Source organism: Paenibacillus sp. RC73, assembly GCF_044908085.1.
GTDB classification, from domain to species: domain Bacteria; phylum Bacillota; class Bacilli; order Paenibacillales; family Paenibacillaceae; genus Paenibacillus; species Paenibacillus terrae_A.
Window position 1 is genome coordinate 39,383 of record NZ_JBIYCV010000012.1, and the last position, 21,265, is coordinate 60,647.

The 21,265-nt window shown below is 45.4% G+C and carries 16 protein-coding genes; 3 read left to right on the forward strand and 13 right to left on the reverse strand.

The genetic code is table 11. The features are described from left to right. Positions 1 to 145 precede the first annotated feature (145 nt). Positions 146 to 745 (forward strand): RBBP9/YdeN family alpha/beta hydrolase, encoded by a 600-nt coding sequence (locus ABH897_RS23050; RefSeq protein WP_404592774.1) that lies wholly within the window; start codon positions 146 to 148, stop codon positions 743 to 745. A gap of 104 nt (positions 746 to 849) precedes the next feature. On the opposite strand, the gene ABH897_RS23055 is transcribed toward ABH897_RS23050, so the two are convergent. Continuing rightward, positions 850 to 3,243, reverse strand: a complete 2,394-nt coding sequence (locus tag ABH897_RS23055) for a polyprenyl synthetase family protein (protein ID WP_404521214.1) — start codon at positions 3,241 to 3,243, stop codon at positions 850 to 852. A gap of 275 nt (positions 3,244 to 3,518) precedes the next feature. Here ABH897_RS23055 and ABH897_RS23060 point away from each other — a divergent pair, with 275 nt between their 5' ends. Next, the gene (locus ABH897_RS23060) at positions 3,519 to 3,995 is read left to right on the forward strand and encodes a GyrI-like domain-containing protein (protein WP_404521212.1); all 477 of its coding nucleotides are present in this window, start codon (positions 3,519 to 3,521) and stop codon (positions 3,993 to 3,995) included. A 65-nt stretch (positions 3,996 to 4,060) separates the two neighbouring features. Next, positions 4,061 to 5,938: a helix-turn-helix domain-containing protein gene (locus ABH897_RS23065; RefSeq protein WP_404592775.1), complete on the forward strand. Its 1,878-nt coding sequence runs from the start codon at positions 4,061 to 4,063 to the stop codon at positions 5,936 to 5,938. A 446-nt stretch (positions 5,939 to 6,384) separates the two neighbouring features. On the opposite strand, the gene ABH897_RS23070 is transcribed toward ABH897_RS23065, so the two are convergent. The 12 genes from ABH897_RS23070 to ABH897_RS23125 all read right to left on the reverse strand — a co-directional run bounded on the left by ABH897_RS23070 (position 6,385) and on the right by ABH897_RS23125 (position 21,066). Further along, entirely contained in the window at positions 6,385 to 6,537 is a 153-nt protein-coding gene (locus ABH897_RS23070) for a hypothetical protein (RefSeq protein ID WP_404521208.1), read from the reverse strand. A gap of 25 nt (positions 6,538 to 6,562) precedes the next feature. Next, positions 6,563 to 7,570 (reverse strand): phosphotransferase, encoded by a 1,008-nt coding sequence (locus tag ABH897_RS23075; protein WP_404592776.1) that lies wholly within the window; start codon positions 7,568 to 7,570, stop codon positions 6,563 to 6,565. Between the two features lie 168 nt (positions 7,571 to 7,738). Further along, entirely contained in the window at positions 7,739 to 8,737 is a 999-nt protein-coding gene (locus ABH897_RS23080) for an AraC family transcriptional regulator (RefSeq protein WP_404521204.1), read from the reverse strand. Positions 8,738 to 8,823: 86 nt separating this feature from the next. Continuing rightward, positions 8,824 to 10,020 (reverse strand): MFS transporter, encoded by a 1,197-nt coding sequence (locus ABH897_RS23085; RefSeq protein ID WP_404592801.1) that lies wholly within the window; start codon positions 10,018 to 10,020, stop codon positions 8,824 to 8,826. A 30-nt stretch (positions 10,021 to 10,050) separates the two neighbouring features. Next, positions 10,051 to 12,828 carry a family 78 glycoside hydrolase catalytic domain gene (locus ABH897_RS23090; protein ID WP_404592777.1) on the reverse strand — a complete coding sequence of 926 codons (2,778 nt, stop codon included), beginning with the start codon at positions 12,826 to 12,828 and terminating at the stop codon, positions 10,051 to 10,053. A gap of 262 nt (positions 12,829 to 13,090) precedes the next feature. Further along, complete coding sequence (locus ABH897_RS23095) at positions 13,091 to 14,092, reverse strand: ABC transporter ATP-binding protein (protein WP_283652701.1); 1,002 nt, start codon at positions 14,090 to 14,092, stop codon at positions 13,091 to 13,093. Then, positions 14,076 to 15,065, reverse strand: coding sequence for an ABC transporter ATP-binding protein (locus tag ABH897_RS23100; RefSeq protein ID WP_283652702.1), 990 nt, complete (start codon positions 15,063 to 15,065; stop codon positions 14,076 to 14,078). Before ABH897_RS23100 ends, ABH897_RS23095 begins: the two co-directional genes overlap by 17 nt. Before the next feature lie 60 nt (positions 15,066 to 15,125). Beyond that, positions 15,126 to 16,061 (reverse strand): DUF1177 domain-containing protein, encoded by a 936-nt coding sequence (locus ABH897_RS23105; protein WP_283652703.1) that lies wholly within the window; start codon positions 16,059 to 16,061, stop codon positions 15,126 to 15,128. A gap of 14 nt (positions 16,062 to 16,075) precedes the next feature. Continuing rightward, positions 16,076 to 17,347, reverse strand: coding sequence for a M20 family metallopeptidase (locus ABH897_RS23110; RefSeq protein WP_404580621.1), 1,272 nt, complete (start codon positions 17,345 to 17,347; stop codon positions 16,076 to 16,078). A 136-nt stretch (positions 17,348 to 17,483) separates the two neighbouring features. Further along, entirely contained in the window at positions 17,484 to 19,076 is a 1,593-nt protein-coding gene (locus ABH897_RS23115) for an ABC transporter substrate-binding protein (protein ID WP_404592778.1), read from the reverse strand. Positions 19,077 to 19,111: 35 nt separating this feature from the next. Continuing rightward, positions 19,112 to 20,020 carry an ABC transporter permease gene (locus ABH897_RS23120; RefSeq protein ID WP_404592779.1) on the reverse strand — a complete coding sequence of 303 codons (909 nt, stop codon included), beginning with the start codon at positions 20,018 to 20,020 and terminating at the stop codon, positions 19,112 to 19,114. Positions 20,021 to 20,055: 35 nt separating this feature from the next. Beyond that, on the reverse strand, positions 20,056 to 21,066 hold the full coding sequence (locus ABH897_RS23125; protein ID WP_283652707.1) for an ABC transporter permease: 1,011 nt from the start codon (positions 21,064 to 21,066) through the stop codon (positions 20,056 to 20,058). Between the last annotated feature and the right edge of the window lie 199 nt (positions 21,067 to 21,265).

Genomic DNA, 21,265 nt, shown 5'->3' on the forward strand with positions numbered 1-21,265 from the left:
GAAGTCGCTTATTGGATTTTTGCAAAATCCTCAAATATGACTATTATTTTAGCTTCTCACGAGCTTGGAGAATTTGCTAAACTAAAACAGTAGTCTTTATACCAAACTGGGACATATATCATCAACAAATCAAGAACAATACAGGATGAATAGGAGAGAACCTATTGTGACAAACCTACAAAACAAAAAACAAGTGTATATCATCCATGGATACACTGCTTCACCGTCTGATCATTGGTTTCCTTGGCTACAAGACAAGCTACAGGAAGATGGCGTTTCTGTAGATATATTGGATATGCCCAATTCGCAAGCTCCCCAGCTTCATGAGTGGACCCAACATTTATTATCAAGTATTGAGGTTCTACATAAGGATACCTATTTTGTTGGTCATAGCTTGGGGTGTGTTTCCATATTAAGATATTTGCAGCAAGTAAGTATCCCAGAGCAACTCGGTGGTCTTGTCTTCGTCTCCGGTTTTACCGATCCAGTGCCAACCCTGCCGTCATTAGATGAGTTTACAACTGATAAGTTGGATTATGAGCAAATCATGGACTCAGTAAAGATGCGTACAGTTATTGCTTCAAAGGATGACTCGATTGTCCCCTTTGCACTCAGTAAGAAACTAGCGAAAGATATCCAAGCTGATTTCCACGAAGTAGAGCACGGAGGACACTTTTTAGAGCGTGACGGCTTTACTTCCTTACCCATTGCATACCAAGTTTTAATGGATATGATGAAAAGTTGAAAAACTTTGGGCCCGAATGGATTCCATGGAGTGGGCGTAAAAGGTAACACTTAAATTCGCAAAATACCCCATCGCTTATATTAAGCAATGGGGTACGCCCCTTTTTAACGGTCCCGAGTTACCATATAATTCATTAAATGCTTCAGAAAAGCGATGTTGCGGGGTACCTCTTTCAACGCTTCCATAGCAAGGCAGTAGTGTTCCCACATCTCTTTACCGGCACCTTCCTGACCCAGGATGGATACGAAATTCGAATTGTTGTTCTCAGAATCCTGGCCAACAGGTTTTCCGAGTAAGAGCAGATCTCCCTCCACATCAAGTAAATCATCTTTAATCTGAAAGGCAATCCCCGCGTGATACGCGAATTTCTTCAAAGCAGCAATTTCTGACTCCTTGACCTGTGCGAGCATGGCAGGCATCACCAGACAAGCCTCAAATGCCACTCCGGTTTTGAAAAAGCACACCATATTTAACTGCTCCAGTGTCAATTGCTTTCCTTTGGAATCCAGATCCATCGCCTGTCCCATACACATATCTTCTGCCTTTTGGGCCGAGTATTGTATCAAAGCAAGTACGGTTTCGGCATTGAACTGGTCAAGTGACGCTTGTTCCCCAATCGCCTTCTGAATCAGATACAGACCGGTTAATTCCGCGGTAGCGCTATTATGCACCTGATGCAAGGTCTGACGCCCTCTACGGGTAGACGCATTATCCTGAGAAGGCAGATCATCGAAGATCAGGGATGCGGTATGCATATACTCCAATGATCTCAGAAGCGGCACGATTGCCGATGCGTCAAGTCCATATTCGTTCACACCCATTACCCAAGTCAATATAGGCCGTATCCGCTTCCCATCCCCTTCGAGACTGTAATTTGCAGCATCAATAAGCTGCCCTTTCATCGCTGGAATCACATGAGGTTTGGTAATTTTTAATTGGTTGTTAATCTGATGGCGGATCATTTTGAACGTATTAAAAAATTCTTCCTTTTCCTTGGAATCGTTTTTCAGACTGGTAATCATCTGGTCCCGAAGCAGTTTATCGAAGAAATCTACATCGTCCGCTTTTCGCACCATCTCTTGGATAAGTCGATTGAATTCCGGATTTCCGGATGCAAAGATCTCCATCATTTCATTATACTTTTCAGTACCTACACGTTCTTTATAACGTTTGAGTCCATTCATTGCACGATCCAGTATCACCTCACGGGCCATGGCATCGGAATCATACACGTTGTGGATCAAATAAGAGATAACTGCCCAGTACAATTCAAAGGGATTGATGAGATCCGAACGCTGATCATGGTATTTTAAATAATACGTATAGGGTGTTACCACACCGTCACTCATATCGTCAACCATATCCGCAAAATCATCAGCCAACTGGTTATAAATACCATAAAAGAATGTTCGTTGCTCAAAGCCCTCATCCTCGGGAGCACCAATCACGGAACGGACAATCAATCGGGAAGAAGAAGATTTTAAAATGACAGGTATATAAAGCTCTTCATTAGTGTAGTTAGCACGCGTTAGGTCCTTGACACGGTCGATATCCTGGGAATGAAAAAAGACATAGGACTGCTCGAAAAAGGTTTGCTGTGTATCCGGCCGCTGATGTTCCTTAATATACTCAAAAGCATCCGAGAGCTCTGAGTGTATGTATTGAATTAACTCCATATTATTTCCGGTCCAATCGCCCAACTCAGGCACAGCTCCAGTGAGAAGCGCAGTACGTATCATTCGGGAATATTGTTCTTTCTCCTGCGCGGTCAAAACCTGCGAATCGAGAAGATCGTCTATGAAAGGATAGGTTAGACCATAGGAGTAACCAAGTCTGATCGCTTCATCAAGTCTGCAAGTACGTTCGCCAGGTGACACAGTATCGTCCATTTCTTCCATCACATGCAAAATAACCCCGATAATGATCTTAATCAGTTTGCGCTGGGCTTGCTCGGCATCCATTTCCTTTGGAATATGGGAGGACACGGACCTAAGCTTGTTGATCACCCAAATTGTGGCGGTTTCTATACCTTCCTTCTGCGCCCACCGATACAACCCGGCCAAATTCATAAATTCTGGATGGTCTCCCCCGTTTGCACTGGTGGATTGAATCAAGTGTTTTTTGATGTCAGCAATGACACGCTGAATCCGGGACTGTGTGTCAGGAGAATCCAGAGCTTTGCCTAGATCCCTCATATAAATATAGGAGACGCTTCGATCCAGGTAATCATCCAATTTGCCTGTATAATTCAGCCATTGAATGTATCTATGATAATCCCGAGTATCAGGTTTTCTCTTTGCCCTCGAAAAGAAGGATAGCCATGAAGAATGATCAATATGATCCCTTTTCCACATTTGAATATCTTCTGTCAGGATAGTTACATAAGTTTTGTCTATGACCTGTGCATAAAGTGATGCAAAATACTGAACCGCCTTCTGCTCAGCCAATCGATATCCTGTATTGGCATGATTTATAAATTCCTCATTCATACGATGCATTACCTCAACTTCTATTTTGGTTAAACATGGTTGCATTTCTTCCCTGACGGGAATGGGGCGGATCATGTTTTTATCTTTATACGGGAAAGAATCTGTGAGGTTACGAAATTATTATGCTGCTTACCGAAATACACTTATTGGCTTCATCGAGCAGATGTACCTTTACTGACTGGTCTGATACCGTTCGAATTATATAGTATAATCGATTTTAAACCGTCTGTTGACTGGCTACCTAGTTATAATATGAATGTTATGAATAGGAGGTTGTGTGTTTAATGACAATGGAAGAAGTGCTTACGCTGGAACGTAATGAGACGAAGCTCATAGGATACTCTGTAACCGCGTCGTTAAATCAAGATCTGGAAACCGGAATTGTCGTAAGATTACGCGAAGAACTCTTTGACAAGCGTCATGAAATTACAAGTCGATTAGACGAAGACGGAATTTACTTGATTCAAGTTTACCCAGAGGACGAATGGACGCCAGATGTTCCGTTCGTAAGTATTGTTGCGGCAGAAGTCAGCAATTTTGCATATATTCCAGAGGGATTAGTTCGTCATACGATACCGGCTGGAATATATGTGAAGGTCACTCATCAGGGACCTGAATCCCAAATAGATGGAACCTATGACTCAATCCGTGATAGGGGGATCAGTGCTTCTCGCTCTTTTGATTTCGAGTATTGGACTGATATTCATTCTCTGGAACAAAAGGACAGCACGATAGATATTTATATGCCCTGGGAAGCTTAAGCCGATGTAACAAGGGCCGAATGCACCGCTACGCATGTTAACTTATATTATTTCGAGGTGTTTTTATGGAGTGGCTGGAAACGATCAGATTATGGAGCCAAACGCCGGTTAAGGTGCTGGACATTCGTCATTTTACGATGAAGCCTGAAGAGAGATTGAGTTCCTATTCCCTGCCTTCAAGCGGATTTCTATTCGCCAATCAAGGAGAAGCCAGATTGATGCTTGATGAAATCGAAACCTCAGCAGCCAAGTTTCAAGTTCTCCACGGCGGAAAAGGAGCAAGTCTGAATATCTGGTGCTTAAACCAGCCGTTTGAATACTACCTCATTTTATACAAACCCGTTCAAGAGCGAGCGGGTCAAAGCTCATTCGAACGAGAAGATCGGATGGTTCTATTTAGACAAAACTATGCGTTTCAGGCCCTCTATCCGCTCCCCCTGATATCGCTTGTCGAACAAATGAATCAGCAGTGGTCTAATAGAAATGAACTGGACAAACTGCAAGTGAATGGATTGTTCTATCAATTCGTGCATGAACACTTTCGTCAACTACAGATGAAGGAAATCAAAATATCCGAGCCGGATCTGGCTACACAAATAGCCCAATATATTCAAGAGCATTTTCAAAAACCAATCGCTATGGAGACGATGGCTAAACGGTTTCATTACAGTACCCACTACCTCGTAAAGGTGTTTAAGCGAAAATATGGATGCAGCCCTATCGAGTATGTCGTTCAGACCCGCATCAACAGGGCCAAATCCCTGTTAGCTGATACAGATGCTTCCATTCAGGAAGTTGCCGAAAACGTTGGATATACCAATTTTTATTACTTTAGTCGACTTTTCAAAAAGCAAACCGGCGAAACCCCAACACAATTTAAAATGCATAGCCTTGTTTCAAAAAGTTCAACAAATACAAATTTTACACTCAAATCATTCATTGCTCCCCGATCAGGACAACGTTATATTGGTGACAATGATAATCATTATCAACATGATGCTTGGAGAGTGAACGATATGAATGTTAGCTTTAAGCCTGCTTTTGCTGTTACCCTTTTGTTCAGCCTAACTCTGCTCCTGGCAGCTTGCGGCGGCGCGAGTGACGTTGTGAAACCAATTGAAACAAGATCGTATACAGATGCACTTGGTCGACAAATGGAAATTCCTGTTCAACCCAAAAGGGCTGTTGTTATTACATACGGCGGTTATTTGCTTCCATTAGGCTTAAAACCGGTAGGTGTCAATCAGGAGATACTCGATCTTTATCCTGAGAAGATGGCTGATGTCGCTAGCATAGGCAAAGGAACAGGTAATATCGAGGCCATTTCCGCATTGGAGCCGGATTTGATTATACTGTCGGATTTTCACGACAAAGCAACCTTTGAGCAGTACCAAAAAATCGCCCCAACTATTGCAGTAGCATGGGGTGGCGATCCAGACGTGGTGAATACACTACGGACGTTTGGCGACATTATGAACCGGAAAACAGAAGCAGAATCCTGGATTGCTAAGTTCGAGAAAAAATTACAGGGCATTCGGGAACAAACTCGCATCCCCATTAAAGCAGATACTACCGCAATCTCTTTCATTATTCACAAGGGAGAGGTACTGCTTGGAGGTGAGGGCGGTACGCTCGGAAAATTGATTTATCAGGATTTCGGTTTCCAGATGCCTGAGCAATTCAAACCCTATGCCGATGGCGGAACTGCTCTTTCCATGGAAGCTCTGGTCCATCGTCCGGCTGACTATTTCTTTACTCAAATGACAGATCAAGAGTTAAAGCAAACCATGCAGTTGTTCAGCGAGCCTGTGTACCAAACGATTCCCGCTGTGAAAAATAATCATATTATTAATGTTTCCCGTGATAAATGGAACAATGGCCCCTACCTGGTGGATGAGGCGGTCGATTCGTTGATTGAACAAATATCTCAAATTCAGCCATAGGGACATACAGCACCTTCATTGAGGTTTTTCAGGGGTAAAATGATTAAAAATAGCGAGAAGCCCAAAAAAATCGGCATCTCGCTATTTGCTATTCATATAGTTCCCATGTTTCTGTACACAGCTCAATGAAAGAATTTGCAGCATGTCTGCAATCGTCATACCCCAAACGACATGGCATTCGGCATATACTCCGGCAGCTCGTAAGCAAGATTCATTTCTCTCAAATCTTCGGTATCGAAAAACTGAAAATAACGTTCTCCATTTTGAAACTCCCCGCCGTTAGAGTATTCAAAAAATGGATATAGCTGTCCGGAAATTCACCCCGGGGAAAATTCCAGCCAACAGGATTGAGAGGTATGTATTGATCGTAGTATGGAGAAGACTTTGGAAAAGGGTTCACTTTGATCAACCGTTAAAGTATGCATGTTCATTCCCCTTATCCACTTTCAACCCGCGAACTGATTTTTGAAAACCTGTGTTTGATCCAAAATCACCCACTGATTCAGCTCGTCGTATCCTTTTACAATTGCTGTGATCTCAAGCTTTGGATACAACCACTCGGATGGTTTCTTTTCCGCATATGAACGAGTGTCTGCCAATCTCCTCCTCATCTTGCGATAAAGTTCATTCATACGCCATTCCTGCGAGGATCAACTCCTCCTGAATCCAGCTACTTCGGGTAGACAGTTGCAGCAAGTCGGCAGCGATCTGCTTGACCTGCTCTTGTAACACATGTGGCTGATCCGTTCCTTCTAGAAAGCGGCTCAAAAAATGAAGAAATACATCTACCTTCCTGAGCTGCATCAATACAGGTAAAGCATCAATCTCGGTTTGGGACAGATGAACTCGGCGGCTGAAGCCCCGGCAAAAATCCCGAACTGCTCTCGTCTCCTCCGGTTGACCCAACAATCCTGATAAAATGACCGCTGGTTCCATGACCCGAACGTCTAACGTACAAAACTCAAAATCAAGCAGTGCAGCCACTTGGCTATGATCGTTATCCTTTACCAACAAATTGGAAGCGTTCAAGTCCCCATGTACAAGCTGATGCGGCAACTCTTCCAATGCATGAAGCGAATCTGTAATCTCATCATATACTTTTCCTATCCATCGCAGCTCGTCATGCAAAGCTTTTAGGGGCTCTGGCGGATGTAGGCAAATCTCTCGAACTATCTCCTGGTTACACAATGGGTAGGATTGCTGCAAGGCGTAATACGGTCGGTATACTGGAGCCATATCAAGATTGAATGTCGCAAGCACAACAGATAATTCACCCGTGACCTCGCCAAAAGAATAGGCAAAGCTTGATTCCTTCTCCAGTGGTGATTTGCCTTCTATGTAGTCGAACAGACAGACATATTTGCCGCTTTCCTTCTCGAACTGAGCGAGTGTCTCTCCCATTACCGTTCGAATTGGCATCGGTACCCTGAATGATAGAGAATGCATACTTAGCACCTGCAAAACCGCATGCTCAAATTCAATTTTGTCCCTATCCCTGTGTGTATCGTAGACGCGCAGCACTCCGCTTCGCCTACCACCCTTAACAAAATACGTCGTATTATTCCAACCCCCGGTTCGTTTCTGCAACGTTCCGTTCCACTCCGGCCAGTGCCGTCTTAGTATCGCTTCCAAGGATGTATCCTCCCTTTTGCCGGAAATAAAGGTATCCAGCAACCTATCATTTCATCAGCCTTGTGCTTATGAATTTGCAGCTATTATAACATATAGACGCCCAATTAAAATTGGACGTCTATTACACCATATAATGGTCATAGCGTTTACATGATCCTTGGATATCCTTCATTTCCTCAACTGCTTGTTTCGGATATTTTGCGGGGTAGCGCCATAAGCCATTTTAAATTTTTTATAGAAAAAACTCATGCTGTTATATCCGACTTGCTTAAATATCATTTCGAACGGCAGGTTGGTGTTCACAACCAGAGAATAGGCTGCATTAAGTTTAATATTGGCAATAAGCTGAGTGTAAGTAAGACCGGTTACCTTTTTTAACTTATTACTTAAATACGTACTATTGTAATTAAAATGATTAGATAGCTGTTGCAGACTTAAATGCTGATAATGCTCTTCCATGTAATTCAGAATAGATGTAATATTATTTTCCTGCTGGTTTAAATGAATATTATGTTCGCTTTCCAATACACGGACCAATTCTCCAAAAATAATTTGCAAGTAAGCCTTGACTAATTCCATCGAATCCTCATACCTTGAAAAATATTCGATTAAGATTCTGCGCAGTGTATATTGAAGGTTTTCATTATATTGCGACTCAAAAATAATAAAGTGATTATGGTGTTGATGCTGGAGGACAGAGTTGGCGAGAAATTCGCCAATCAGACTTTTTTTCTTGGATAACCGTTGTAAGAACAGAGAAGAAATCGTTTCTCTTTGCAGCAAGATATTAATAAGGATATCGTCTTCTCCCAAAGGAGCGATGCTGTGCGGCACATCCTTATCCAGGACACACACTTGGCCTTCACAAAGCTGAATTTCTTTGCCTGCTATGATTTGATTGCACTTACCTGAATAAACATAGTTTAATTCAATAAATTCATGCATGTGCTCCAGCATCGGAGCAAATCTATTGTGCTTGCTAATATAAATATCATGTTCTCCAAAGAAAAACAAAGCGGGCATACGATACATATTCTGATTTATATCATAGTATCGTTCGTCCTCCGATTCTTCGGAGAGATCATTAATAACTTGATGGTTTTGTTGTTGTAAAAGTTCGATTTCCGTTTTGGTTCTCAACAACTGGTCCAACTCATGAAGGTTCATAAACACTGACTCCTCCTTCATTATATGATGGAAAAACGGGCGGTTCTCCGCCCGTTGAAAAAACTACCTGTACCTGATGACTCCCATTAACTATGGACTACAGCATGAGCTTTGCTTCCTCTTTCTTTAATAGCGATTCCCAAACAGATGAGTGCAGCAATTATAAACACAACCGCAGAAACGAGGAAGGAAAATGAGGCGGTTTCATTTCCAAACAACATGCCAACTAACTTGATGATATAAGGTGAAGCAAACGCTCCCAAATTGGAGCCTACCATTGCAATCGAAATAGATATCGTCTCACTGCCTTTAGGCACGATTTTAGTTAGTATGGTAAAGATATAAGGAATAAACAGCGCAAAGCTAAAGCCAATGATAAGCATGGCAACAGTAACCATGGTAACATTCTGAGCAAACCACAGCATTACAAAACCTGTTGCTGTTAATAGACTGGAGATAAAGGGTGCGTAATTTCTAAACCATTTATATATTTTACCAAACAAGAAGCCTGCAATCATAGTTGCCAAGGAGAACAGCGTTAACGCGGTTCCTAAAAAACCAGGATTAGGCATATTCTTTTCAGCAATCATAATACCTGTTTTAGTATACACAATCATGATAAAGGTCATAAACAGGAAAAGTGCAGCTCCTAATCCAAGTACAGGTATGGATACTCCGCCGCTCTTGTGGTCCGTTCCTGTTGAACGCTCCGCTGTAGGCTCCACACGCTCTGGTTCGGGAATGATAAAAAAGAATAACAGCGCAACAGGAATGGTGATAGCATAGCATAAAAAGGCAAACTTCCAGTCGATTAAGGCAAGCTGTCCTGCCACAAAAGTAGCTAAGCTGCTTCCAAGCCCTTGAACGGCGCTTTGAAAGCCTACTAATTGGGCACGTTCGTCCCCTTCAAAAAAATCACTAATTAAGCTAACAGCCAGCGAATTGAACATCCCGAGACCTGCACCTAATACCAGTCGCAACGCGAGAATCCATGTAATGTTAGTAGTGAACATAGGAAGGATTCCGCCGAGGACCACGAGCAAAAGTCCTAGCATGACTGTATTTTTTTTGCCCAATCGGGAAGAGATCGGACCACTCAACAGCACAAACAGCATCATCGTGAAGGATGGAATAGTAACTACACTTTCAATCAAAGAACCAGAAACCCCTGATAATTGATTCAGCATCATCGGTATGATAGCCGAAATGGCACTCGCTGATGTCAGTACTAACGAAATGGACAGCAACGCTGTTTTAAACAATACTTTGTTTTTTATATTCATCAAGTTACTCTCACCTCTAGTCTATGTTATTTAGCCTCTGGTTGTATGTGCAGGAACTTGGGTAGTCTGGCAGTATCTGTACTGGAAGACGTACTTCCCTGAACCGACCGTAAACGTAATTTCATGATCTCCGCTCCTTTGGAAAATCTCCTGTTCACCTGCAATCCCCATTCTCCCAGCCAGCTCCTGTGGTATATAAACAGGCGGATTCTGAATCGACGGATATTGCGTTGCAATGGTCTGCTGTAATGCATCCGGCTCCATAACTCCCGGAAGTGTAATCACAGCCGTCGCATTATGCGGAACGCGAACCGTCATCTGCATTTCTTCATTCACGATTTCCCAATGGACTTCCAGCGCACCATATGGCGTTTCCAGTTTCCCGTGGGCCGAAGTAAGATTAGCAGGCGGTTTAGGAGCTAATCGTGATTTTTTATAACCCGCTTCAACCACATCGATTCCGGCAATATTTTGGTACATAAAGTCTCCAACTGAACCGTATGAATAGTGATTGAACGAGTTCATATCTGTACTCCAGAACGAGCCGTCCACTTTGATGCTGTCCCAATGCTCCCACATGGTCGTTGCCCCCCGTTCAACCTGATAGAGCCATGAAGGATAATCATTTTGAAATAAAATCTTATAAGCTACATCCGTATAGCCATTGTCGGATAAAACCAGGCATAGGTAGGGTGTGCCCACAAAGCCGGTATCCAGATGCATATCATTTTTTTCTATAAGCCGTACGAGCTCCTGGATCACTTGCTTTTTATACTTGTCCGGCACCAATCCAAAGTGCAGAGCAACAATCTGTGCAGTCTGAGTATTGGAGGTCAGTTGGCCAGCGTCATCGAAGTAGCGGTTCGCAAAAGCAGTTTTAATCCCCTCATGTAAGCTTTTATATGTGTTGTAATCGGTATAACGATTAAGCAGTTTGGCCGTCTGCGCCAAAATATGAGTCGAATATGCAAAGTAAGCAGTTGCCACCAGCGTTCCGTCGGTCGCCCCAAAATAACTTCCTTCTTCACTGTCCAGCGCCAGCCAGTCTCCAAGCTGCAAGCCGGTATCCCAAAGATATTCTTCGTTCCCCTGGGCGCGGATGTAATCCACCCATGCTTTCATACTGTCATACTGCTGAGCTAAAATTTGCTTATCCCCATAGCATTGATACATGGTCCACGGACATATAACCGCCGCGTCTCCCCATGCTGCCGTCGTTTTGTCCATATTATCGGCAAAGGTTCCTTTGAGGACATCCGGCACTACAAAAGGCACTGCCCCATTCTCCAGCTGGTTATAAGCCAAATCCTTCAGCCACTTTCGGAAAAAGGAAACCGCATTCATATTGAAGCTGGCCGTTCTGGCAAAAATCTGTGCATCACCGGTCCAGCCTAATCGCTCATCGCGCTGCGGGCAATCGGTTGGCACATCCAGGAAATTCCCCTTTTGCCCCCACACAATATTGTGCTGTAATTGATTGAGCTTTGGATCGGATGTCTCAAACACCCCGATATTCTCCATATCCGAATGCAGAACAACGCCCGTAAAATCTTCAATTGTAACGCCATCCGGAAAGCCCTCAAGCTTTACATATTGAAAGCCTTGAAAAGTGAAATGTGGCCGAAATATCTCCTTCCCCTTCCCACTGCAAATGTACGTAATCTGCTGAGCTGCATCACGAATGTTATCCCTGTAAAAGTTCTCTTGCTGGTCTAGCACTTCACCATGAACCAGCTTCAAAACCGTACCTTCGGGCGCTTCAACTTTAAATTCCAGCCATCCTACCATATTTTGACCCAAGTTAAGCACAAGCTCGCCTTTAGGGGTTCGAATGAGCTCAACAGGCTTCAATCGGTTCATCACACGGACAGGCTCATTCTCCTGAGCAACCAGATGACTTAATGGGAACGGGACGACCTGCATCATTTTCCGTTCCGTTAAAGAGCTATGTTCGGGTGTCCGCTGCTCAAGTCTGGCATCATAGATTTCGCCGTTATAAATATCCGACATTAAAATGGCACAGCTCGTTTCCTCCCAAGAAGAATCAGAGCAAATGAGTTCAGAACGGTCATCTTCATAACTAATCTCCATTTGTAGTAGCAATGCATTCGTGTCCCCGTAGGTGTCCTTGCGCTTCTGCCAGCCCAGATAACCGCTATACCAGCCTTCTCCCACCGTTGCTGTGATTCGGTTATTTTGTTCTTGAATGGCAGAAGTCACGTCATACGCTTGCACCTGGACACGATCGTTATAATCCGTCCATCCTGGGGTAAAGTAAGCATCGCCCACTCTTTGTCCATTTAACTCCAGTTCATACAGACCCAGGCTTGTAGCATAAATGACTGCTTTTTTCACTTTTCCCTCAACTGAAAAACACTTGGAAGTGGCAAAAGGAGCGCGCGTCTGAAACTCTTCATTTATGTTCCGCTCCTTCACCGTGATCCATTGTGCTTTCCAGTCCTGCTCATGGAGCAACGCCATCTCCCAAAAGCCGGACTCACTCCATTCCGATTCTTCTGCTTCTGTGTCACCCGCTCCCTGAGCCCACACTTTTACCCGATAATAATATCTTTGTCCTGATTCCAGTGGAGGGCCTTCATATGGAAACAAAATGGATTGATCCGAATAGGAAAAATGATTCCAGATCAGCGGTTCAAAAGTGAGATTAACAGATACTTGCAATTGGAACCGTTTTTGTGAAACATACATTTTGTCAGATTCAATCTGCCAACTGAGTCGCGGCTTTTTACAACCAAGTCCAATCGGATTATTTAAATGCTCGCATCTAAGCGCTTTCACTTTTAACATTCTTATGTCCTCCCTGAGGTCTTCTTTTGTATTTCTATACTTAAATTAAAACGCTTCCATCGATTATACGTCAATGTTGTATCCATGCATGTTATATGCTTGATTTACAGGTGTTGAAATTCCACCTCATATATCGAATCTTAAAATGGATCTATTAGAAAAATATGTATGTTTTCAGAGCAGCGCTCATTAAAAAAGCCTGAATCCGTTTGGGGCGAATTCAGGCTTGAATTTTACTATAAAGTATTTTTTTTTAGCTAGCTTATGCCTGTCCGGCTATCGCTTGTTCCGGCGTGGAGGTCGGGTACAAGTGGCAGGCGACCTGCCGACCTGGTGCAGCTTCGGCAAAGATTGGCTGTACTTTGCTGCAAATGTCCATGGCTGCCGGGCAGCGGTTGTGAAACGCGCAGCCGCTGGGCGGATTTTCCGGGCTCGGCACATCGCCTTTGAGTACAATCCGGTCCCGTTCCGCTTCCGGATCGGCTACAGGTACCGCAGACATCAACGCCTTCGTATAAGGATGCAGCGGCTCCTTGAACATTTCTTTGGTCGGTGCGAGTTCGACCAGCTTGCCCAGGTACATCACACCAACGCGATCGCTAATAAATTTGACGACCGACAGATCATGGGAAATAAACATATACGTCAGGTCGTACTGTTTTTGCAAGTCCTTCATCAGGTTGAGCACCTGCGCCTGAATGGACACATCGAGCGCTGAGACCGGCTCGTCACAAACGATAAATTTGGGATTGAGCGCCAGTGCCCTTGCAATCCCGATCCGCTGACGTTGACCGCCCGAAAACTCATGCGGGTAACGATGAGCGTGATAAGGGGACAATCCGACCACTTCGAGCAGGTTTTCTACACGCTCCTTGAGCTGTGCTTTGCTCAACTTTTCATGGGTGATGAGCGGTTCTTCCAGCACCTGCTGCACCGTCCATCTTGGATCAAGTGAAGCAAAGGGGTCCTGAAACACCATCTGCATATCCGTTCTGAATTTGCGCAGTTGCTCGTTATTTAGCTTCCGTATATCCGTACCGTTAAACAGAACTTCTCCATCCGTCGGCTCGATCAGTCTGAGGATTGCCCGACCTGTTGTAGATTTGCCACAGCCAGATTCCCCCACAATGGCCAGAGTTTCGCCCTGCTGTACCGACAGCGTTATACCATCCACCGCTTTGACTGCTCCCACTTCTTTGGAAAAAAGTCCCTTTTTGATCGGATAGTGTTTTTTCAGGTTACGTATTTCAAGCAGTGTACTCATGATATCCCTCCTGCTGTAGCAAGCAGCGGCTTTTGTGCCCAGCTTCCACTTCCACAAGCTCCGGGGCCTCTGCAAGGCAAATTTCTTTGGCAAACTGACAGCGTGGTGCAAAACGGCAGCCTTTTGGCATATCGAGCGGGTTGGGAACCTGGCCCGGAATAGAAGCCAGACGCTCCTGATCACTATTCAATTGCGGCAATGATGCTAACAGACTTTGTGTATACGGATGCTTGGGATCTTTAAAAAGCGTTTTGACATCCGTCTCTTCCACCACCTGCCCGGCGTACATAATAACTACCCGATCACACATTTCGGCTACAACGCCAAGGTCATGGGTAATCATCAGAATGGAAGTTCCTTCGGACTTTTGCAGGTCACGCATCAAATCAAGGATTTGCGCCTGAATGGTCACGTCGAGTGCCGTGGTCGGCTCATCCGCGATCAGCAGCTTCGGATTGCAGACCATTGCCATTGCAATCATAACCCGCTGGCGCATCCCTCCCGAGAGCTCATGCGGATAAGAAACGGCTACTTTCTCTGGGCGTGGGATGCCAACTTTAATCAGCATTTCCACTGCCATGTCCTTGGCTTTATGTTTACTTACACCGTGATGGTATCTGGCAGATTCGGCAATTTGTTTACCGATTTTGAACACGGGATTCAGCGAAGTCATAGGCTCCTGGAAAATCATAGCCATCTCATTGCCTCGAATTGAACGCATTTTCCGTTCTGAGTAATCCAGTATGTTTTCGCCGTTAAACCGCACTTCACCAGCAGCTACTTTCCCAAGCCCTTTGGGGAGAAGCTGCATAATGGAAAGGGAAGTGATGCTTTTGCCACACCCGGATTCCCCAACAATCCCGAGTGTTTCCCCTTTGCCAACCGACAGATCGACGCCGTCCACTGCCCGGATGGTACCCGCCGCAGTCTTGAACTCTGTGCGGAGATTGGTTACTTCAAGCAATTGTGCCATGTCCTCTTCCCCCTCCTTGTCCACAATGTATCTTCACGTTTTTATCTAAAAGGAACGAGCCTATTCGGACTTGCCCATCGTTTGCAAATGCTTCATGTCTCCGTACAGCTTGGTGATATGTTGAAATTCTTTTTCCGAATGAAAAGAGCATTGTCCGCGTCCATAGGCCTTGGCTGCTTCGACAGCCACTTTGGCTGCCAGCGCAATATCGCCTTCGTGGCTTGCACCCGTTGCACTGCCTGGTACGGGGGCGGCTGCGGTAATCGCTACACCCACAACCGGAGCCGATGTTGCTACCGCTGGCTGCAAAATGCTGTTGATATGATACAGATCGTTGCCATAAGGTGTGATATCCTGTGTGGTCACGGCAAAAGTAACACACGGTTCGCCGGTTACGGTCTGCACAATATCGACAAGGTCTTCGCTGATCCGCAACACGTAGCCCTCGCGTACGGTAGGGGAAATAGCAATACCTTTATGGTTGATGACACGATTCCCTTTTGTGGTATCAATCGACAGAATGGCTTCCATCTCGGGAGTCACTTCATACTGGTTCATAGTCAAAATATCTACTGGCGAATCCATAAATGGAACCGGATCATGCGGCTGGGTAGGTGCATCCGGACAAATGTGCGTACAGATAATCACGTCGCCGTCCAGCACATCACCTTTGGACTGCATAGTCAAAAGCTTGGCTGCTGTTGAAATCGCTGCTGCCGCGCCATCGCCATCAGATACAAATCCGATCATTTCCGGACGTGCTCCAAGTCCGCCAAGACGACCAATTACACCCAGAGTTGGGCAATTGCCACCGCGAATACGGCCGTTTTTCCCAGCAATAACCACTTTGATAAAATCTGTAGAGCCTTTTTCACCCTGAACAGTTGTGACGCTGATGTCCGCTTGACCCAGTTGTTCCAAATAAGCTTTTACTTCCGTCCCGCTGGCGGACGGGCTATCCAAAAGATCATATACCTCGTAAACTTGTTTCATCATACGTCCAGCTCCCCTTAAGCTTCTGTTTTTGTAGTTTTCAGATATTTAAGCGCCGTCAAGGCGTATACTTTCGCGGATTGAATGATCTGCCATACCGGAGCTCTTTCGTTGAAGTTGTGGATGGTTCCCAGGTCGGCAGGTCCATATTGCAATACCGGAATATTATATTTGCGGAATGCACGTGCATCACTGGTTGCCCACTGCAACACGCCATAGGCTTCTTTACCGCTAACCTCAGCGATGGAATCCACAAGATCATACACAATCGGTTCGGTTGGCGGAGTCCAGTTGGCATTACCGAAAAACCCGAACTGCTTGGGTTCAACGTGAATGTCTACACTAGCAAGTAATTCTTTCGCTCTAGCCAGTACATCCCGGTGGTCTACACCAAAAGGAACGCGGGAATCCACTTGTACCGTACAACGGTCGGCAACCACATTGACTTTGGTGCCCCCCTGGATCGTACCGATGTTCACTGTTACATGGTCAAAGGCTTGCCCATAAGCCGGGTTTTCCCGTTCGCTTACATAACGCTTGGAAATTTCAATGATCTCTTTGACTTCTTCCGGAATGTCCGGTTTGATATCCCACAGTTGTTGCAGGGCTTCAATTCCTCTGGCTGCTTTCAAAATAGCACTTTCACCTGCGATCGGTTGCAGACTGCCGTGACCCGGCGTACCTTCAACGGTAAACTCAAACCAGCAGCTTCCTTTTTGACCGATCGTCGGATTTTGCGGGCCCGAAGGCTCTGCAATTACAGCAGCCGTTCCTTCAATCAGTTTTCTTTCCAGCACCCAAGGTACCCCAAGATGGCCCCCGGTTTCTTCGTCTGGAACAACCAGCAGCGACAATGCGCCCTCAAGTGGTACACCGAGTTTGGATAACAGCGCCACTGTAAAAATCAATCCACCCAAGCCCGCCTTCATGTCCGAAGCGCCGCGGCCCAGCAAATATCCGTCACGGATTTCGCCACAAAACGGGTCAAAATCCCAGCGAGTGCGATCCCCGGCCGGAACAACATCCGTATGTCCGCAGAAGATCAGTTTTTTTCCATCTACGGATTCAGTTCCATAGTCGGAAATAAGATTCCACATATTTGGCCCGGATTCATGTACAGTTGTTTCAATCCCCGCTTCTTTAAGGTAGTCCATAATAAACTGGCTGATTTCACGTGAATCACCTGGAGGATTTTCCGAGGGAAACTGAATTAACCGCGAGCAAAGCTCAAGCAGTTCATCCTGCCGTTTTTCTATTTCATCAAGAACTAACGTTTTCCAATCTGTCATTTCCATTCAACCCTTTCACGTTTTCCATATCGCTAACTGAACCCTTACTTTCCATACAGATCAGCTTCATACTTCAGGTGTAAAATGATAGCCTTCGGCTGTAAGAAACCGAAGGCATCCAGGTAAGATAAACAACCTACTCTTTTTTCAATGAATAGAATCGGATCACTTCATCCGGGTAGTAAACATATCCAGTGACGTCTTTGCCCATGCCAACAACCCGATTGTATTCATACAGGTACGCCCAAGGCGAATCTTGATTGATAAGTTCTTGTGCTTTGCCATACAGTTCTTTTCGTTTATTTTCATCTTGCTCTTTGCCTGCTTGCTCCCACAGCTTATCCACTTCTGGATTAGCGTAATGGATATAGTTCGAGGAACCACTGCTGTACATCAGGAATCCAAGATGGTAACCCGGGTCATTGACGAAGGAGGTCCATTTGGAGATGTATGCTGTCAGGTTGCCTTCTCGTTGTTGTTCAAGGAACTGTGCACGGGCAACGTTGACAACGTTCATTTTCACGCCGATTTTGGCAAGTTCAGCTTGAATCAACACGGCGTCATCCGCCCAGTCCTGGAAGCCCGAACCCAGTGTCAGATCGAAATTAAACCCATTAGGGTAACCCGCTTCGGTAAGCAGCTGTTTCGCTTTGTTCAGATCATGCTTATAGCTGTAGCCCGCATCGGTGTAGCCCGGTGTGTTGCTCGCTACGGAACTCTTCATTTGCTTCGCTTGACCATACATGACATCGTCGATTAATTGGTCGTAAGGAATGGCATAAGAGATCGCTTGACGTACTTTTGGATCATTAAAAGGTTTTACTTTGTTGTTCATGGCGAAATACAGAATCCGGTTACTTGCGTTGGATTGAACCTTCAGATCAGCGTTGGTTTCAAGCTTCGCAACGTCCTTTGCAGGAATTTCAATCGCCATATCGACATCGCCTTTATCCAGCAGGAGTACACGGTTGGAGGCTTCCTTGGTAAACTTCATCGTTACTTTACTCAGATTTGGCGCACCTTGCCAGTAGCTGGCATTGGCATTAAAGACGGCTTCTGTCGCAGGGTCCCATTTTTCAAGCTTGAACGGACCGGAGCCTGCCGCATGTGTTTTCAAATACTCGCCATCGCCCTTCTCTTTGACAAGCACGTCATCCACGATAGAAAAGTTATACAAAGACAGAATTTGCAGGAACATATGATTAGGCTGGGACAATGTAATGACAACGGTGTGCTCATCCGGCGCTGTAGCGGTTTTGATAGAGCTCATACCATAAAGGAAGCTACCGGAATCGGAATTTTTAAGCCGCTCCAAGGAATACAGCACAGAATTGGCGGTCAGCGGGTTGCCGCTTTGGAATTTAACGTCTTTACGCAGATGCATTGTATAGGTCATGTTATCAGCGGAAACATCCCATTTCTCAGCCAGCATGGGCTTGATTGCTTCCGTGTCTGCGACTTCACCACTGTCCGTAGATTTTTTGCCGTAGGTCACAAGCTGATCATAGAGCGCAAGCACAAGGGTGTCCGATGTAAGATCACTTGCTTCAGCAGGGTCCATGGTCGACCCTCCCTCCGAGTAGGCAAGCGTAATCGCCTTTGGCGGGGCTGAAGCTTCTGCACCCTTCTCGCCGGATGAAGCGGACGGGCTGTTGGCATTGCTTGCGCAGCCTGCCGTCCAAAGCAACGTAGACAAGACGACAATTAGAGAAAGACCTTTTTTCAACATAGCTTACGTTCTCCCCTTTGGTGATCTATTTATTTTTATTTGCTAGAGCGCAGTCTGGGATCAAGCACATCCCGCAAACCGTCTCCAAGCAAATTGAAACCCAAAATAGCTGTCGCAATTCCAAGACCCGGGAAGGTCACAATCCACCACTCACCGGAAATGATATATGCCCGCCCTTCTGAAATCATCGCGCCCCACTCGGCAATCGGGGGTTTGACGCCAAGACCGAGGAAGCTGAGACTGGCAGAGGTCAGGATGGCAAAGCCCATCCCCAGCGTTGCATTCACAAGCAGTGGAGCAAGCGCATTGGGTAGAATGTGGCGAAACAGGATCGTTCCGTTCGTTACACCAATGGCCCGGCTGGCCTCAACAAACTCCTTTTCCCGCAGAGAAATGGTTTGTCCGTGAATCAGTCTGGCGAATTCGGGTATGCCTACAATCCCCACGGCGATAAGTGCGCTCATCAGTCCTGGTCCCATGGCCGCAGCGATCGCCATAGCCAGTACCAGCGATGGGAAAGCAAGCAGAATATCCATGCAGCGCATAATAATGCTGCCCATTCGACCGCCGTAGAAGCCAGCGATGGCTCCAAGCGGTACGCCGATGATAAATGAGATCGACACGGCGATCATCCCGGTCCATATGCTGATTCTCGCTCCATAAATAACACGGCTGAGAATGTCACGTCCGTAATTATCGGTCCCAAACCAGTGTTCTGCACTTGGCGGCAACAGCTTGTTAGCCGGGTCGGTTACGTAAGGATCATGTGGTACGATCCATGATGAGAGGATCGCGATCAGCGTCCATCCCACAATAAAGATGAATCCGATTAAAGCGAGCTTGTTGCTAAACAACAATCGCCAAAAGGTCTTTCTTTTCGGTATAGCGGCTGCATTGAGCTGAGGTACAGCCGCTTTTGCTACCAAATCACTTGCAGTGCTCATCCGAGTACCTCCCCTTACTTTTTTGCTTCGTGTCATTATTCGTACCGGATACGCGGATCAATTAATCCGTAAACCAGGTCGACTCCAAGGTTGATAAAGCTGTAAATCAACGCACTCACTAAGGTAAAAGCTTGAATGGGCGCGTAATCAGCGGCCAAAATGGAATCCGTCACATAACTGCCGACTCCCGGCCAGGTAAAAATGGTTTCCGTTATAACCGCCCCACCAATCAGATAGCCGACCTGCAAGCCAAGTACGGTAAGTGTCGGAATAAAAGCGTTAATCAGAGCGTGCTTGTAAATGACTACTCCCTCACGCAGACCTTTGGCTCTGGCCGTTCGGACAAAATCCTGCCCGATGACTTCCAACATGCTGGAACGCATCATCCGTGCCACAATCGCCATCGTACCTGTGCTGAGGCAGATTGCTGGCAGGACTAAATGGGATAAACTGCTTTTTAAAGCTACAAAATCACCAGTCATCAAACTATCGATTACATAAAGTCCCGTAATGTTTGTTGGTGGATTGATGTCACCGCTGATTCGGCCCATTGGCGCAGGAGCAATGCCCCATTTGGCATAAAAAATATAAATGAACAACAGTCCAATCCAGAAGATCGGCATACATGCACCGATCAAAGAAAACACACGTGAAATGTGGTCAACAATGGATTCTTTTCGGGTTGCGGCCAAAATCCCAATCGGGATTGCCACCAGGATCGCAATAACCAAGCTTGCCAGCGCCAGCTCGATGGTTGCCGGAAACCGGGTAGCAAAATCACTCGCCACTGATTGCCCGGTGTGATAAGCCTGACCCAGATCACCTTGAAACAATCCAACTACATAATGAAAAAATTGAATGTACTTCGGTTGATCCAGTCCCATGCTACTGCGAATATTTTCAATTGTCTCAGGTGTAGCCTGTTCCCCCGCAAGCATCACGGCAGGATCACCCGGAAGCACTCTCGAGATAATGAATGTAATGACGATAATACCAAGCAGTGCCGGAATCATCTGTATTAATCTGCGTAGTGTGTAAACGGCCACAGCCTGCCCCCCCTTGTTCTTATTCCCTTGTTTTCTTTTTTGTCATCTTTTTTATCATCACTTGTTATTTTGATTAATTGTACTAAGGAACAGGAGAAGGAACCACGTCCTGAATAACTAAAAATAATGACGAATTTTGTCGTTTAAGCACTAAAGTTACATCATATGTAACTTTAATATTTGAATTCAGCAAAAAAAT